At 49.6% G+C, this 16,574-nt stretch carries 15 protein-coding genes; 14 read left to right on the top strand and 1 reads right to left on the bottom strand.

Features of this window, described 5'->3' with window-relative positions:
* Position 1: 1 nt before the first annotated feature.
* Complete coding sequence (locus ACZGCQ_RS09910; protein ID WP_029342501.1) at positions 2-508, bottom strand: competence protein ComK; 507 nt, start codon at positions 506-508, stop codon at positions 2-4.
* A gap of 251 nt (positions 509-759) precedes the next feature.
* Between ACZGCQ_RS09910 and ACZGCQ_RS09905 the strand changes: the two genes are divergently transcribed.
* From ACZGCQ_RS09905 to uvrB, 14 genes are all read left to right on the top strand, one after another.
* Positions 760-960 (top strand): cold shock domain-containing protein, encoded by a 201-nt coding sequence (locus ACZGCQ_RS09905; RefSeq protein WP_023469248.1) that lies wholly within the window; start codon positions 760-762, stop codon positions 958-960.
* 280 nt (positions 961-1,240) lie between these two features.
* A complete protein-coding gene (gene hpf, locus ACZGCQ_RS09900; protein WP_023469247.1) occupies positions 1,241-1,804 on the top strand; it encodes a ribosome hibernation-promoting factor, HPF/YfiA family in 564 nt (187 codons plus the stop codon).
* A gap of 216 nt (positions 1,805-2,020) precedes the next feature.
* A complete protein-coding gene (secA, locus tag ACZGCQ_RS09895) occupies positions 2,021-4,540 on the top strand; it encodes a preprotein translocase subunit SecA (RefSeq protein WP_481266136.1) in 2,520 nt (839 codons plus the stop codon).
* A gap of 68 nt (positions 4,541-4,608) precedes the next feature.
* A complete protein-coding gene (prfB, locus tag ACZGCQ_RS09890; protein ID WP_023469245.1) occupies positions 4,609-5,709 on the top strand; it encodes a peptide chain release factor 2 in 1,101 nt (366 codons plus the stop codon).
* Positions 5,710-5,769: 60 nt separating this feature from the next.
* Positions 5,770-6,537 (top strand): class I SAM-dependent methyltransferase, encoded by a 768-nt coding sequence (locus tag ACZGCQ_RS09885; RefSeq protein ID WP_481266135.1) that lies wholly within the window; start codon positions 5,770-5,772, stop codon positions 6,535-6,537.
* Positions 6,537-7,040, top strand: coding sequence for a GNAT family N-acetyltransferase (locus ACZGCQ_RS09880; protein ID WP_481266134.1), 504 nt, complete (start codon positions 6,537-6,539; stop codon positions 7,038-7,040). The genes ACZGCQ_RS09885 and ACZGCQ_RS09880 overlap by 1 nt, the downstream gene beginning before the upstream one ends.
* A 97-nt stretch (positions 7,041-7,137) precedes the next feature.
* Positions 7,138-8,007: a YitT family protein gene (locus ACZGCQ_RS09875; RefSeq protein WP_023469242.1), complete on the top strand. Its 870-nt coding sequence runs from the start codon at positions 7,138-7,140 to the stop codon at positions 8,005-8,007.
* Positions 8,008-8,122: 115 nt separating this feature from the next.
* Complete coding sequence (gene cccB / locus ACZGCQ_RS09870; RefSeq protein ID WP_208796364.1) at positions 8,123-8,494, top strand: cytochrome c551; 372 nt, start codon at positions 8,123-8,125, stop codon at positions 8,492-8,494.
* 194 nt (positions 8,495-8,688) lie between these two features.
* A complete protein-coding gene (gene ftsE / locus ACZGCQ_RS09865) occupies positions 8,689-9,375 on the top strand; it encodes a cell division ATP-binding protein FtsE (RefSeq protein WP_035410018.1) in 687 nt (228 codons plus the stop codon).
* The gene (gene ftsX / locus ACZGCQ_RS09860; RefSeq protein ID WP_058704575.1) at positions 9,365-10,264 is read left to right on the top strand and encodes a permease-like cell division protein FtsX; all 900 of its coding nucleotides are present in this window, start codon (positions 9,365-9,367) and stop codon (positions 10,262-10,264) included. Before ftsE ends, ftsX begins: the two co-directional genes overlap by 11 nt.
* 40 nt (positions 10,265-10,304) lie before the next feature.
* The gene (locus tag ACZGCQ_RS09855) at positions 10,305-11,696 is read left to right on the top strand and encodes a murein hydrolase activator EnvC family protein (protein ID WP_481266133.1); all 1,392 of its coding nucleotides are present in this window, start codon (positions 10,305-10,307) and stop codon (positions 11,694-11,696) included.
* Positions 11,697-11,790: 94 nt separating this feature from the next.
* On the top strand, positions 11,791-13,215 hold the full coding sequence (locus ACZGCQ_RS09850) for a S41 family peptidase (RefSeq protein WP_481266132.1): 1,425 nt from the start codon (positions 11,791-11,793) through the stop codon (positions 13,213-13,215).
* 22 nt (positions 13,216-13,237) lie between these two features.
* On the top strand, positions 13,238-14,401 hold the full coding sequence (locus ACZGCQ_RS09845; RefSeq protein ID WP_481266131.1) for a PDZ domain-containing protein: 1,164 nt from the start codon (positions 13,238-13,240) through the stop codon (positions 14,399-14,401).
* Between the two features lie 205 nt (positions 14,402-14,606).
* Positions 14,607-16,574, top strand: coding sequence for an excinuclease ABC subunit UvrB (gene uvrB, locus ACZGCQ_RS09840; RefSeq protein ID WP_481266130.1), 1,968 nt, complete (start codon positions 14,607-14,609; stop codon positions 16,572-16,574).

Below are 16,574 nucleotides of genomic sequence, written 5' to 3'. Positions count from 1 at the left end.
CTTAAGATTTGATTGCATTAAAGCGTTCCTCTAATGTCATCGCGTTCAATTGTTGATAACGAGCCATCAGCTCGCCAGTTGCTTTCATTTGGTTGCGGACGATGTAAGGAGAGGCGTTTACGGGAAGGATCATGCCATTACGAGTCTTGAGCTTCGTCTGTCCGTCTTCCTCGATGACTTCGGACATGTGGCTCCAAGCGTACCACTCGCAATCATCACGTTTCGGTGATTTCGTTGGGAAAAACACGAGGCCAAGTGTCGGTTCAATAACGACTGGGACTTTTCCTTTCACAGATGCGACACGTTTTGCTGTCACGATGCGTTCCTCGATGGAACTGTTGTATTGCCTGCAGGAAAGCTGCAGTAGTTGATACGGCCGAAGCGGTGTCATGATGGTCGAGCCATCCTCCAGTACGATGATGGATTGCTTCATCATGTCGTAGCAGGGGAGAATCGCCACCGTCCGTTTCGTGATTCGATACTTTTCGTCATTATGGAATGGTCGCATTCGACTACATCCTCCTTAGGATAGGACAATGGATAAAATAGGTAATTACTAACGATATAATACAATAATACAACTGTAATGACAACGTAATTTTTTAAAATATAGACCAATAAGTAGGGAATATTATTCATTTTTCGGAATGAATTCAAATTAATCAGAATTTTTAATTGTCAATAATTCCTTCTTTTGATAGACTAAGCCGTAGAGAGCTTGCTCTCGAACTCTGGTTTGCGAAGGGAACGTGAATTCGAATGGAACAAGGTAAAGTAAAATGGTTTAATGCTGAAAAGGGTTATGGTTTCATCGAGACGTCTGACGCGAAAGACGTATTCGTACACTTCTCAGCGATTCAAGTCGATGGTTACAAATCACTTGAAGAAGGCGAAGAAGTGGAATTTGAAATCGTTGAAGGCGATCGTGGTCCACAAGCTGCGAACGTTTCAAAGATCTAATCCAATAGCAGCCGCCACCGTTTTTAGGCTATTCGCCTAAAAGCGGTTTTTTGTTTTGAGTTTAGATAAAACGGGTATATACGTTAACATCAACATGCTTCAATATTATCGTACGCTAAGAACAGATGGGAACGTTCATGAGAATGTCATCGTTTTCATGGTCTTCCTTCACTTATCGTGCTATAATAAAAACGAACCAAAGAATTTCGAATATTCAGAAGGAAACGACTGAAGCATCTCGAATTCATAGGTTCAACCGGTTACTTAAGGAGGAGTTTACATGATCTACAACATTCGCGGTGAAAACTTGGACGTCACAGATGCTCTCAAGGATTACGTCGAGAAAAAGCTTGAAAAGTTAACTCGTTATTTTACAACTCCTACGGAAGCGCAAACGGCTTATGTCAATCTCAAAGTCAACAATGAGAAGCAAAAAGTCGAAGTGACGATTCCAATGCCAAACCTCTTGCTCCGTGCAGAGGATATCAATGGCGATATGTATGCAGCAATCGACCTCGTCGTCGATAAGCTCGAACGTCAAATCCGGAAACACAAAACAAAGTTGAACCGGAGAGGACGCGCTAAAGAAGGCGGCATCGGAGAGTACTTCAAAACGCTCGAAGGACCGGAAGCGGAAGCGCCAGTCTATGAAGAGGACGAGGCAGAACTCGAACTCGTTCGGACGAAGCGTTTCACACTCAAACCAATGGACACGGAAGAAGCAATTCTTCAGATGGACATGCTCGGACACGCATTCTTCGTCTTCTCAGACGCAGAAACGGGCAACACGAACGTCGTCTACCGTCGTAAAGATGGTCGTTACGGTTTGATTGAACCAGAATAATGAATGCAACAGGGACTCGCTCTTACGGGCGGGTCCCTTTTTGATATGATGGAAAACTATTTTTAAACAAGGTACGTTTGCTCTATGACAAAAGACCGAGATCGCTGCTTGGTCCGCTTGTTGAAATTTGACGTCGTATTCGGTACACTGAATAAAGGAAAAATCTCGGAATTCTGTTCGTTCAAAGAATCGTTCGAAGTAAGGGGACTGTAAGGCATGGCTAATTTTCTAAAAGAATTATTTGCACCAACGAAACGTGTCCTGAAGAAAGCCGAAAAAGCAGCAGACGCTGTAGAAGCATTCGAGACACAAATCGGTGCGTTATCGGATCAAGAACTTGAAGGAAAAGTCGTTGAATTCCGTGAGCGTCTTGCTAACGGAGAAGACTTAGATGATATTTTACCGGAAGCTTTCGCGGTCTGTCGCGAGGTTTCGACACGCGTTCTCGGCATGCGCCACTACCGCGTTCAGTTGATCGGTGGATATGTCCTCCACAACGGGGATATCGCCGAAATGAAGACCGGGGAAGGTAAGACACTCGTCGCGACACTCCCTGTTTATTTGAATGCTCTCGCTGGCAACGGCGTTCACGTCGTTACCGTCAACGAATATCTTGCAAAACGTGACCGTGACATCATGGAACCTCTTTATGCGGCCCTTGGTCTCTCAGTCGGCTTGAACCTCTCAAGCATGTCGCGTCAGGAAAAACAAGCAGCCTACAGCTGTGATATCACGTACGGAACGAACAACGAGTTCGGTTTCGACTACTTGCGTGACAACATGGTTCTCTATAAAGAAGACCGTGTACAACGACCGCTCCATTACGCTGTCGTCGATGAAGTCGACTCCATCCTCGTCGATGAAGCACGGACACCACTTATCATCTCAGGGTCTGCCGAGAAATCGACAGCACTCTATTCGCAAGCCGATGCATTCGCGAAGATCATGAAAGCAGATGAAGACTACACAGTCGACATCAAAACGAAGAGTGTCCTGTTGACGGAGCAAGGGATCGACCGGGCTGAGAAGTATTTCGGCATCGATAACCTGTTCGGTCTCGAGCACGTTTCGCTTAACCATCACTTGAGCCTCGCACTGCGGGCGAACGCCGTCATGCATCGCGACGTCGACTATATGGTGCGTGAAGATGAAGTCATGATCATCGACCAGTTCACAGGTCGTGTCATGGAAGGCCGTCGTTACTCCGAAGGCTTGCACCAAGCGATCGAAGCGAAGGAAGGCGTCGAGATTCAACGCGAATCGATGACGCTTGCGACGATCACGTACCAAAACTTTTTCCGGATGTATACAAAGCTTGCCGGGATGACCGGTACAGCGAAGACGGAGGAAGAAGAATTCCGTAACATCTACAACATGCACGTTGTACCGGTTCCGACGAACAAACCAGTCGTCCGAAACGATATGCCGGACTTGATCTTCAAGACGATGAACGGGAAGTTCGCTGCCGTCGCAGACGAAATCGAACGTGCCCACCGCGAAGGACAGCCTGTCCTCGTCGGTACGGTTGCCGTTGAGACGTCAGAGTTACTCAGTAACATCCTCAAGAAACGTGGCATTCGTCACGAAGTCTTGAACGCGAAGAACCACGCGCGTGAAGCGGAAATCATCGAGAACGCCGGTCAAGCGAACTCGGTCACGATCGCAACGAACATGGCTGGTCGTGGTACCGATATCAAGCTCGGTGAAGGTGTCTTAGATAAAGGCGGTCTCTACATCCTCGGAACAGAGCGCCACGAATCACGCCGGATCGATAACCAGCTCCGTGGTCGTGCCGGTCGTCAAGGGGATCCAGGGGCATCACAATTCTATCTCTCACTTGAAGATGAGTTGATGCGTCGTTTCGGTTCCGATTCGCTACAGTCGATGATGGACCGTCTCGGAATGGATGATTCGCAACCAATCGAGAGCCGGATGGTATCTCGTGCCGTTGAATCGGCTCAAAAACGCGTCGAAGGAAATAACTTCGATGCACGGAAACAAGTCCTCGGCTACGATAACGTCATGGCGGATCAGCGGAAAGTCATGTACGCGGACCGGGCAGCGATTCTCGATGCGGGTTCCGTGTCAGATATCGTTCGTCCGATGATCGAGCAGACGATCGAAGCAGGCGTCCATCAGTACACACCGGTCGAGTTCGTCCCGGAAGAGTGGAGCATCGGTGCGCTTGCAGAATGGGCGAACCAGACGCTTGCGATCGAAGAGAAGGTCACGGAAAGCGACCTCTTCGGAAAAGAACGCGAAGAAATCATCGAGTTGCTCAAAGAGCGGACATTCGCACACTACGAGCACAAACGGTCAGAAGTACCAGCCGAAGCATTTGATGAGTTTGAAAAAGTCATCGTTCTTCGTGCCGTTGACCAACACTGGATGAACCATATCGATCAAATGGATCAACTCCGTGAAGGGATTCACCTCCGGGCATATGGTCAAAACGATCCGCTCCGTGAGTACCAATCGGAAGGTTCGATGATGTTTGATGCGATGAACGCTGCGATCGCTGAAGAAGTGACACAATTCGTCCTTCGGGCAGATCTCGATCCAAACCTCAAACGTGAAAAAGTCGTCCAAGACGAAGTCGCCGTTTCAGGTAAGGAAGATAAAGCGGTCAAGAAAAAGCCGGTCCGGAAAAATCCAAATGACCAAATCGGACGCAACGATCCGTGCTGGTGTGGATCCGGTAAGAAATATAAGAACTGTCACGGCCGTCAGGCGTAAGTGATGAATCGACTGAAAGAGAGGCAGGAGATTCCTGCCTCTTTTCACGGAAAGAGAAGGTGGAACACATGGAATTAGCAGAAATTCGCAACACCGCCGAGTGGATGGAAAAGAAACTCGACGAATATAAGGCATCACTCGACCTCGAGTCGAAGATTGCCCGGATCGAAGAACTTGAAAACGAGATGACGTACCCAGACTTCTGGAACAACCAGGAATCGGCACAAAAAGTCATCGATGAGTCGAACGGCTTAAAAGCGATGGTCGACAAATATAAAGAACTCGAAGCAGGTCACGAGAACGTCGCTTTGACGTACGAATTGATCAAGGAAGAGCCGGATGCGGATCTTCAAGAAGAGCTCGAGTCAGAACTTGGCGACCTTAAGAAGAAGTTCGAAGACTTCGAACTACAAATCCTCTTGAACGGCGAATATGACGCAAACAACGCGATCCTCGAGTTACACCCAGGTGCGGGTGGTACCGAGTCGCAGGACTGGGCATCGATGCTGCTCCGTATGTACCAACGTTTCTGCGACAAGCAAGGCTGGAAAGTCGAAACGATGGACTACCAACCGGGTGATGAAGCAGGTGTTAAATCGGTCACGCTCCGTATTCAAGGGCACAATGCCTATGGATACTTAAAAGCCGAAAAAGGGATCCATCGTTTAGTCCGGATCTCACCGTTTGACTCGTCAGGTCGCCGTCATACATCGTTCGTCTCATGTGACGTCATGCCGGAATTCAACGATGACATCGACATCGAAGTCCGTACGGAAGATTTACGGATCGATACGTACCGTGCCTCTGGTGCCGGTGGTCAGCACATCAATACGACGGACTCGGCTGTCCGGATCACACACGTTCCGACAGGCGTCGTCGTCTCCTGTCAACAAGAGCGGTCGCAGATCAAAAACCGTGAAGCGGCGATGAAGATGTTGAAAGCGAAACTTTACCAACGCGAAATCGAAGAGCAACAAAAGAAACTCGACGAGATCCGTGGTGAAAAATCGGATATCGCATGGGGTAGCCAAATCCGTTCGTACGTCTTCCACCCATACAGCATGGTCAAGGATCACCGGACGAACTATGAAGTCGGGAACACGCAAGGGGCAATGGATGGTGACATCATGGGCTTCATCGATGCGTACCTCCGTCTCATGAATATGTAAGACAACCAACCAGTCGGACGATGTTCGACTGGTTTTTTGAACGTCAAAGGGGGAACAGTGATGCAGGAGCAAAGTCGGGTCAACAAACAGGCGTGGGAGTACCGGGCGTATGAGTTTTGGGAGAAACGCGACGGAACACCGGCGGAATATGCTGCGGTCATCAAACAAGATCCAGCCGCATGTTTGAAGAAACATCGTCGTCATTTCGAAGACGTCGCCGGGAAGACGATCGCGAACATCTGTGGTTCGAACGGACGCAAGGCGGTGCCGTTAGCGTTACTCGGAGCGGACGTCACCGTGTTTGATCTCTCAGAGGAGAATGCCAAGTACGCGCTTGAACTGGCGCACCACGCTCAGACATCAATCCACTATGTCGTCGAGGATATCTACGCGATTGACCTTGAACGATATCGCGATACGTTTGATCTCCTTTACTTAGAAGGTGGCATTTTGCATTATTTTGCGGATCTCGAGCGTTTTTTACACATACTCTTTACGGTTTTAAAGCCCGGTGGACAGTTGATCCTTAGCGATTTTCACCCGGTCGGTCGCTGGATCGATGCGGACTTGATGTATCAACCGCGTTATTTCGATCAAGCGTTACAAGCGGGTGACTTGGCGTATAAGACAAACTTTCCGGACGAGGAACAAACCGATTTTCCGGATGTCTCCGTCCGCTATTTTACACTGAGTGAAATCTTAAATGGTGTTTTGCAAACACGTTTCACATTAGAACGATTTGACGAACATCGGGGCTGGAACGGTGAGAACATTCCGAAAGAGTTTACGCTTCTTGCAACAAAACCACTCGAAGGGAGCAATATCTGATGATCATTCGTAAAGAAGGCTTCAAGGATGCAGCGGGAATTCGACTCGTTCACGAAGCGGCATTCGAACAACCGAACGAAGCGAACCTCGTCGATGCCTTACGTGAGGATGAAGCAGCGCAACCAGTCTTCGGTCGCGTCGCCGTGACTGATAAAGGAGAAATCGTCGGTCATGTTCTCTTAAGCCGGATCCATATCGATGACATTCCGTCACTTGCCTTAGCACCAGTCGGCGTCCTGCCGGTCTGGCAACGAAAAGGAATTGGTTCCGAATTGATTCGCCAAGTGATTGAGGATGCGCGGGACGCTGGTGAATCACATATCGTCGTACTTGGTCACGACAGTTATTATCCGCAGTTTGGTTTTGAACGGGCAATCGACTACGGGATTGAGCCACCGTTTCCCGTTCCACCGGAAGTCTTTCTCGTCCTTGCGCTTGAAAGGAATGGGTTGCGTGGCGTTAGCGGCATCGTCCGCTACAGTCCGCCCTTTAGTGCGGTATAAAGGGAACACTGTGAGTTGGTCCGCCTATCTAGTCGTTGTCTGACTTTTCCGCTAAAATGAAACACGAGAATCAATCGATAAGGGGAAATGGAATGTCATGACATCGACACGTCAGGAAGTCGTGCGCGATTATGCGTATTTGTTAATCGGGTCCTTGTTCGTCGCAAGTGCCTTTAGTTTATTTTTAGCACCGAATCAACTCGCCTCAGGAGGCGTCAGTGGCTTATCAATCGTCTTGAACGATTTGTTCGGGATCTCACCAGGCTTGTTCCAGCTCGTCGCGAACGTCGTCTTGCTCGCAATCGGGTGGATGATCCTCGGGATGGGCTTTGGTGTCAAATCACTCGTCGGTTCAATCTTTTTACCGGTCGTCATCCTCGTCTACGAACGGTTCGATGTTCCGGCTGCGACGATGAATCCGATGCTTGCCGCGATCTTCGGCGGCGCCGGTGTCGGGATCGGGCTCGGTCTGATTTTCCGGGGACGTGCGTCGACTGGCGGAATGGATTTGATTGCGCAAATTTTGCATCGCTTCACGAAATTGCCGCTTCATCTCTGTATCGCCTTGCTCGACGGAACGATCGTCATCAGTGCGGCGACGATTTTCTCGCTCGAGATTGGATTGTATGCGCTCGTCGCCCTATTCATCACGATCAAGATGATCGACGTCGTTCAGCTCGGGATCACGAACGACAAGCTCGCCTATATCATCTCCGATCAACGGGAAGCGTTAGTGAAGGAAATCTTCGAGACGCTCGATCGCGGGGCGACGGAGATCGAGGCGGCAGGTGCGTTCACACGGACACGGAAACCGATGCTGATGGTCGTCGTCCGTCAAGGGGAGATTACGACGCTCAAAGAGATCGTCAAACATATCGATCCGTCGGCGTTTCTCGTCGTCAGTGAAGCCCATGAAGTACTGGGACTTGGTTTTACGGACGACAAACGCTACCGGAATGTGCCGTAATTGTTCCTAACGCGTGAAGTTTTTGTGAAATCACGCTTAACTCTTCCGGATAACGGTTATACTCTAACTAGGTCAGAAGTGTTTTTGCAGATACTTACAAGAGGGGGATATCCGGATGAAGCTGAAAAACTTGTTACTCGCGTTAGGGTTAGGCACGACACTTGCGCTCGCAGCATGTGGCGGCAGTGACGATTCAAGCTCTAGCGATTCGTCAAGTACGAAGGAAGAGTCGACGATGAACGATGATTCGTCGAAGACGGAAACAGCCGTCGATGCAGAAAAAATCTTCGCGAACAACTGTGCATCGTGTCACGGGAACAACCTTGAAGGAAATGTCGGACCGAACCTGACGAAGGTCGGCTCGAAGTACTCTTCAGAAGAGATTCAAGAGATCATCAAGAACGGGAAAGGGCAAATGCCTGCTGGAATCCTCAAAGAGGATGAAGAAATCGTTGCCGTTGCTGACTGGCTCGCTGAGAAAAAGTAATTATGGGATATGATGGGGTACGAGATGACACACACGACATGTGTTCGTCATTCGTGCCTCTTTTTTGTGGTATAATCGCCTGAAATGACATTTGATTGTAATGTGCGTTCAATTTTGTCCCTGTTATAATGGTGGTCGGTAGGTTTTTAGACCTATCCATTCAGCATCAGTAAATAAGTAAGGATGTGAAGTACGTGATCAAGATGCAACGAATCAGTAAGATTTATCCGAACGGCGTCACGGCACTCCGTGAGGTCGATTTGACGATCAATCAAGGCGAATTCGTCTATATCGTCGGTCCGTCGGGTGCGGGTAAATCAACATTCATGAAAATGATGTACCGCGAAGAGAAACCCACGAGCGGTTCATTTTTATTTAAAGGAATCGAAGTCGGTAAGTTGAAAAACCGTCAAATCCCCGAACTTCGTCGCCAAATCGGCGTCATCTTCCAAGATTTCAAACTACTCCCGTCCTTGACGGTTTATGAAAATGTCGCCTTCGCGCTAGAAGTCGTAGGAGAAGACAAAGCACAAATCCGGAAGAAAGTCCTCGAAGTCCTCGATCTCGTCAAACTCAAGCATAAAGAGCGCAACTATCCGGACGAATTATCTGGGGGCGAACAACAACGGATCTCGATCGCGAGAGCCATCGTCAATCGTCCGTCACTCGTCATCGCCGATGAGCCGACTGGGAACCTGGACCCGGATACAGCATGGGAGATCATGGAAGTGTTCGAAGAAATCTATCGCCGTGGGACAACGGTCGTAATGGCGACACACAACCGGGATATCGTTAACAAGATGCGTCATCGTGTCTTAGCGATCGATGGAGGAAAAATCGTCCGAGACGAAGAGAAAGGAATGTACGGCTATGAAGTTTAATGGATTCCGTCATTTACGGGAAGGGGCAAAAGGTCTCGTCCGGAACGGCTGGATGACATTCGCTTCTGTCAGTGCTGTTACCGTTACTTTACTTCTCGTAGGAATATTCGCGATGCTCATGTTCAACGTCAACAAGATTTCCGATAACGTCGAAAAAGACGTTGAAATCCAAGTGTTCGTCGAACGGGAAGCAGACCAGTCGAAGATTGATGCAGTGGGTGACTCCCTCAAGCAGATGCCGGGTGTCAACTCTGTTCGTTATAGTTCGAAAGAAGAAGAACTGGACCGCTTCAAGGAGCAACTTGGCGAAGGCTCACAAGCTTATCAGTCGGTTGAAAAGGATAACCCGCTTCACGACCGATATATCGTCAAAGCTACCTCACCAAAAGAGACAGAAACACTTGCAAATTCCATCAAAAAAATGGAAAATGTAGATAGTGTCGAATATGGTAAGGACTATGTTAAAAAGATGTTTAACTTCCTTGAAGGAGTTCGGATCGGTGGAATCATCCTGATCGTCGGATTGACATTCATGGCAATGTTCCTCATTTCGAACACGATCAAAGTCACGATCTTCTCCCGTCGCCGGGAAATCGAGATCATGCGCCTCGTCGGAGCGAAAAACGGATTCATCCGTGCACCGTTCTTCGTCGAAGGGTTATTGATGGGCATATTAGGTGCCATCATCCCGATCGTCGTCGTCTACTTCGGTTACGAAGTCTCATACAACGCGATCCAACCGCAACTTGCTACCGTGAATGCGGGAATCTTCTCGCTGATTCCGCCAGGAGAACTGTCGGCACAAGTCGTCTTGATCCTACTCGGACTCGGTGCATTCATCGGTGTATGGGGATCTACGACATCACTCGGTCGTTTCTTGAAGATTTAAGTGATTCACTCAAAAATAAAATAGAGGAGAGATGCTTCTCATGAAAGTCCGATTCTATTCTGCCGTCCTGAGCTTAGCTTTGATTGGAACTAGTGTGTCCGTTGATGCCACGTCGAAAGAAGATTTGCTGAAGGAACAACAGGAGGTCGAAAGCCGTCTGAAAGAGACGGAACGATCACAGAATCAGACATCAGAGAAGTTAATCTTGACGAAACAGGAGCGCAAGGAAGCCCGTGCGCAACTGGATGAAGTCAACAGCCGTTTGGATGATTTAGCGCTTAAAATAGCCGATCAACAAGCGGCTGTTGCTGCATCTAAAGAACAATTGCGTCTGACGGAAGAAGCGATTTCCGAGACGTTGAAGGAACTGCATCAACAAGAAGATTTGCTCGGAAGCCGATTGCGTGCCGTCCAGCAAAAAGGAGACGTCAAATATATCGAGGTCCTGCTCGACGCGAAGGACTTCGGTGATTTGATTTCGCGTTTCAGTACGGTCAGCGAGATCATCAAACAAGATGATAATGTTTTGCAAGCCTATAAGGCGAACGTCAAGCAACTGAACGAACAGCGCTCGGAACAAGCGTTATTACTGGAGAGCATGAAACAGGAACAACGGAAGTTACTCGTGCTTCAGACGCGGATTATCGCGGAGTCTGATTTGAAGCGGAAGCTCGTCGTCCAGTTGAACACGAAGGTCAAGGAACTACAACAAGAGCAGTTCTCGAAAGCTGAAGAGGCGGAAATTCTTGCGGATCAGCGTCGTCTGATCCAAAACGAATTGATCGCCTTGCAAGAAGCGGAACGGAGAGCCAAAGAAGAGGCGAAACGGAAAGCCGAAGAAGCCGCGCGGGCAGCAGAAGCCAAACGTCAAGCGGAAGCTGCTGAAGCTGCACGAGAGGCAGCAGCGCAACAGGAACAGAAAGAGGCGCCGAAAGCAGAGACACCAAAAACAGAGACGTCGGTTCCTGAGACTGAGACGCCAAGTGCAACACCGGATACGAGTGTTGATGTCGACGTCAGTCGACCATTTCACTTACCAGTCAAAGGCTATGTCTCGTCACCATTTGGTCCGCGGAACAATCCATTGACAGGGAAGCCGGAGCTGCATACGGGCATCGATCTCGTCAATGCGAAAGGGACTCCGATTCATGCGGCAGCCGGTGGGATCGTCCTCCGTGCCGGTAGTGCGACCGGGTACGGAAATGTCGTCATGGTGACGCATTTGATTGACAGACAGGTCTATACGACCGTCTATGCGCATCTCGACTCGATCAGTGTGTCTGCAGGTCAAACGGTCATGCCAGGTCAAACGGTCGGGACGCTCGGCTCAACTGGCTGGTCAACAGGACCGCATCTGCATTTCGAATTGCATAAGGGAGAATGGGCGGTCGGACAACCAAATGCAGTGGATCCGGCACCGTACATCTTTTGACATCCCATAGAATACCGAAAAGATAGGGTAACCTATCTTTTTTTGCTATACTGAAAAAAATACTGCGTTTTTTAATGGAAGTGGGGAATCAAGCGTGAAAAAATCTACAACAGCAGTCATCGCGGTCAGTACCTTCGGGCTTGGTTTAGGGGCAGGCGCCGTCGGGATGCTAGCGGCTGGCGGAACGGATTCTGTCTCGACGTCATCGTCGTCGGCGAATGCGTCGGGTGATTGGAAAAAAGTCGATCAGGTCCGTCAAATGATCGAACAGAACTATCTAGAGGACGTAACGGATAAAGAACTGCTGGACGGTGCGTTGTCTGGCATGGCGGAAGTGCTTGACGATCCGTATTCCGTCTATATGGATGAGTCGGAGACGGCATCGTTCAATACGAATCTATCGTCTTCGTTCGAAGGGATCGGTGCGACACTTGAACAAAAGGGCGAGTCGATCGTCATCGTCTCACCGATTAAGGGATCACCTGCTGAAAAAGCCGGGATCAAACCGGGTGACGTCATCTTAGAAATCGACGGCAAGTCGACGAAAGGGCAAAAGACGGATCAAGCGGTCAAGAAAATCCGTGGTGAAAAAGGAACGAACGTCGTCCTGACGATTCAGCGCAGTGGACAAGACGCGATGGACATCACGATCAAACGGGATACGATTCCGATCGAAACGGTCTATACGTCGACTGAGGACGTTAACGGGAAGAATATTGGTGTCTTGCAAGTGACGCAGTTCTCAGAACCGACGGCTAAAGAGTTCGAAAAGGGGCTCGCGAAACTTGAGAGTCAGAACATCGATGGACTCGTCATCGACGTTCGTGGGAATCCGGGCGGTCTTTTGACGGCTGTCTCAAGCATGATTGCACCGTTCATTCCGAAGGACGTTCCGATTTATCAAGTCGAGAACAATAAAGGGGAGCGGCAGCAGGAATTCGGGAAGGCAGACGAGAAGAAACCTTATAACATCGTCGTGCTCGAAGACGGCGGATCAGCGTCAGCCTCTGAGATTCTGGCAGCCGGTCTGAAGGAAGGTGCCGGGGCTGAGGTCGTCGGTACGAAATCGTTCGGTAAAGGCATCGTTCAAAGTGCGTATGATTTGAAGGACGGTAGTGATTTGAAGTTGACGACGAACAAATGGCTGACGCCGGACGGCAACTGGATCCACAAAAAAGGGGTCGAACCGACGATCGAAGTCAAGCAACCAGCGTACTTCAACGTCACGAAGATCCTGACTGATCAGAAGTCACTTGCAGTCGGTGACTACGGTAAATCGGTCGAAAACGCTCACCTCGTCCTTGAAGCAATCGGTTACGAGCCAAAAGGACAGGATGGGTATTTCGGTGACACGATGAAACAAGCCGTCGAAGCCTTGCAAAAGGATGCGAAACTCGACGTCACTGGAAAAATCGATCAGCAGACAGCGGGTGAGATGGAGACACGTCTCCTGAAGAAACTCGAAGACGACAAAAATGACGTCCAGCGGAAAAAAGCACTCGAGGTCGCTGCTCAATAATAAGGAATGGAAAGAGGTCTGAATGCGCGTGGAATTACTCGATGAAATTGGTTGGACCGCGATTAGTCTCATCGCCAGTCCGACCTTGTGGTTAGCACTCCTTGTCAGTTGGGTCATCGGCATCCGGCGTGTCAAACGGGAACGTGGATTGTTCCGCTCCCGGACACACGGAAAACGAAGCGATGTCCTCGAAACACTTTTACCAGGGTTACTCGTTGGTCTCGTCTTATCCGTCGTCAGTGGCTGGCTCGGATTGACGCTGACGCCGCAATACGCTCTGTTGTTACTTGGACTCTCGAGCGTCTTGCTGTTGGTCGGGATCGTCCGCTTAAACGTACCGCTTTGGCCGATCGTCTTGCTTGGACTTGCCGGCTGGTTCCTAATGGATTCACGTCTTGATCCAGTTCGAACGGTTGAGCCGAAAATGATTTTATTGCTTGCGACGTTAACGCTCGTCGCGGAATGTCTACTCGTCTGGTGGCGTGGGCAACGGCGCCTGTCACCGTCACTCGTCGTCTCGAAGCGTGGTCGCTTCATCGGTGGGCTGTCAGCGAATAAACTTTGGCTATTGCCTTTGCTCGTCTTTGTTCCGGGCGACGTGCTTGAAGCCTGGTGGCCACGTTACAGCTTCCCAGAGCTCGTTCCGATCGTTCTCTGGTTACCGATCGGCTTCAGCTTCCTCTTTACGGGTAAGTTGCCGAAAGAATTGATGCGTCCGCTCGTTCAAGGACGTTTGATTACGAGTCTCGTCGCGATTCTATTGACGGTTCTTGCATACGTCACCGGACAAGCTGAATGGCTGTACGGGATCGTCTTGTTGCTCGTTCTGCATATCCTATTGCATCAGCGGGTCAAACGCTTGAACCGGGCACAGACACCATTGTTCCTCAATGGAACGCGTGGTGCTGTCATTCTCGGGACGCTACCTGATAAACCAGCTGCCGAGATGGGCTTGATTCCGGGCGAAGCGATTTATAAAGTCAATGGTGAGAAGGTCGATTCGGAAACATCGTTCTACGAAGCCATCCAAAAACACAAACCGTATCTGCGTCTTGAAGTCATGAACCATAACGGCGACATCCGGTTTGCGCAACGTGCCTTCTATGAACAAGATCATCATGAACTTGGTATTCTGTTCGTCAACGAGCCGGTCCATGGTCGCACTAAAGTGCGGTCCTTGCATTAACGAGTACATCCCTGTCACGGAACAGCCGTGACGGGGATTTTTTTGTCGGCAGAAAAATCGAGGATCAACACTCGAAGCAAAAAGAAACTTTTGCATTTTCGAAAAAAAGGGTAACTTCCTAAAAGGAGCACTTCATAATCGAATGTTTGTTCGTAAAGTGGTACAATAAAAATAGATTTTTTACGTGATGAGGGGGAAGCAAACGATGGAATTTGAACTCGTTTCACCATTTGAGCCAGGCGGTGATCAGCCGACGGCAATCAAAAAATTGGTGACTGGGCTAAAACAAGGCGAACGACATCAGACGTTGCTTGGGGCGACCGGTACCGGGAAGACGTTCACGGTCTCGAACGTCATCAAGGAAATCAAGAAACCGACGCTCGTCCTTGCCCACAACAAAACACTAGCGGGACAACTCTACTCGGAGTTCAAGGAATTCTTCCCGAACAATGCGGTCGAATACTTCGTTAGTTTTTATGATTATTACCAACCGGAAGCGTATGTCCCATCGACGGATACGTTCATTGAGAAAGACTCTTCGATCAACGACGAGATTGATAAACTACGTCACTCGGCGACGTCCGCCCTGTTCGAACGGGAGGACGTCTTAATCGTTGCGTCTGTCTCGTGTATCTATGGTCTCGGTAACCCGGAAGAGTACAACAACCACGTCTTGTCACTGCGTGTCGGCAATGAGATGGGGCGGAACGAGATGCTCCGTCGTTTAATCGACATTCAGTATGAGCGAAACGACATCGACTTCCAGCGTGGACGCTTCCGTGTCCGGGGAGACGTCGTTGAAATCTTCCCGGCGTCACGCGACGAACAGTGTGTCCGAGTCGAGTTCTTCGGTGACGAGATTGAACGGATTCGTGACATGGATCCGCTGACAGGTGAGATCGTCGCGGACCGCGAGCACATCTCGATCTTCCCGGCGTCCCACTTCGTGACGGGGGATACCCGTCTGCAGAAAGCGATCGCGAACATCGAGAAGGAACTGGAAGTGCAGCTTGCGAAATTACGCGAAGATAATCAGTTACTTGAAGCGCAACGCCTTGAGCAACGAACGAACTACGATCTCGAGATGATGCGTGAGATGGGCTATTGCTCCGGAATCGAGAACTACTCGCGTCATTTGAACTTGATGCCAGAAGGGGCAACGCCGTATACGTTGCTCGATTACTTCCCGAAGGACTTCTTGCTCGTTGCCGATGAGTCGCACGTCACACTGCCGCAAATTCGCGGGATGTATAACGGAGACCAGGCACGGAAACAAGTCCTCGTCGATCACGGCTTCCGTCTTCCATCGGCAAAAGACAACCGTCCGTTACGGTTCGAGGAGTTCGAGGAAAAAGTCAGTCAGGCAATCTATATCTCAGCGACACCAGGACCATATGAACTCGAACATTCAAAAGAGATGGTCGAGCAAATCATTCGTCCGACCGGCCTCGTCGATCCGACGATTGAGATTCATCCAATCACGGGACAAATCGATTACTTGATGGATAACATCCGTGACCGGGTCGCGAAGAACGAACGTGTTCTCGTGACGACACTGACGAAGAAGATGGCAGAAGACTTGACCGATTACTTGAAAGAGAATGGTGTCAAGGTCAACTACATGCACTCGGAGATCAAGACGCTGGAACGGATTGAAATCATCCGTGACTTACGACTCGGGAAATACGATGTCCTCGTCGGGATCAACTTATTACGAGAAGGACTCGATATTCCGGAAGTCTCACTCGTGACGATTCTTGATGCCGATAAGGAAGGGTTCTTGCGGTCGGATCGTTCGCTGATTCAAACGATTGGTCGGGCGGCTCGGAACTCGGAAGGACACGTCATCTTGTTTGCCGATAAAGTTACCGATTCGATGCAACGGGCGATCGATGAGACGGAACGCCGTCGCGCGATCCAGATGGCGTTCAATGAAGAACATGGCATCACGCCGCAGACGATCAAAAAAGATGTTCGTGGTGTCATCAGTACGACGATCGAGAGCGACGACACCGTCGAAAAACTCGAGAAGTTCAACAAACTCAAAAAACCGGAGCGCGAAACGTTGCTTGAGCAGCTCGACCAAGAGATGCGTCAAGCGGCGAAAGACATGCAGTTCGAACGAGCTGCTGAGCTCCGCGACCTCATATTAGAATTGAAAGCAGGTGCCTAA

The organism is Exiguobacterium sp. HSB13 (assembly GCF_056764755.1).
This window is presented reverse-complemented; position numbering and strand designations above follow the sequence as displayed.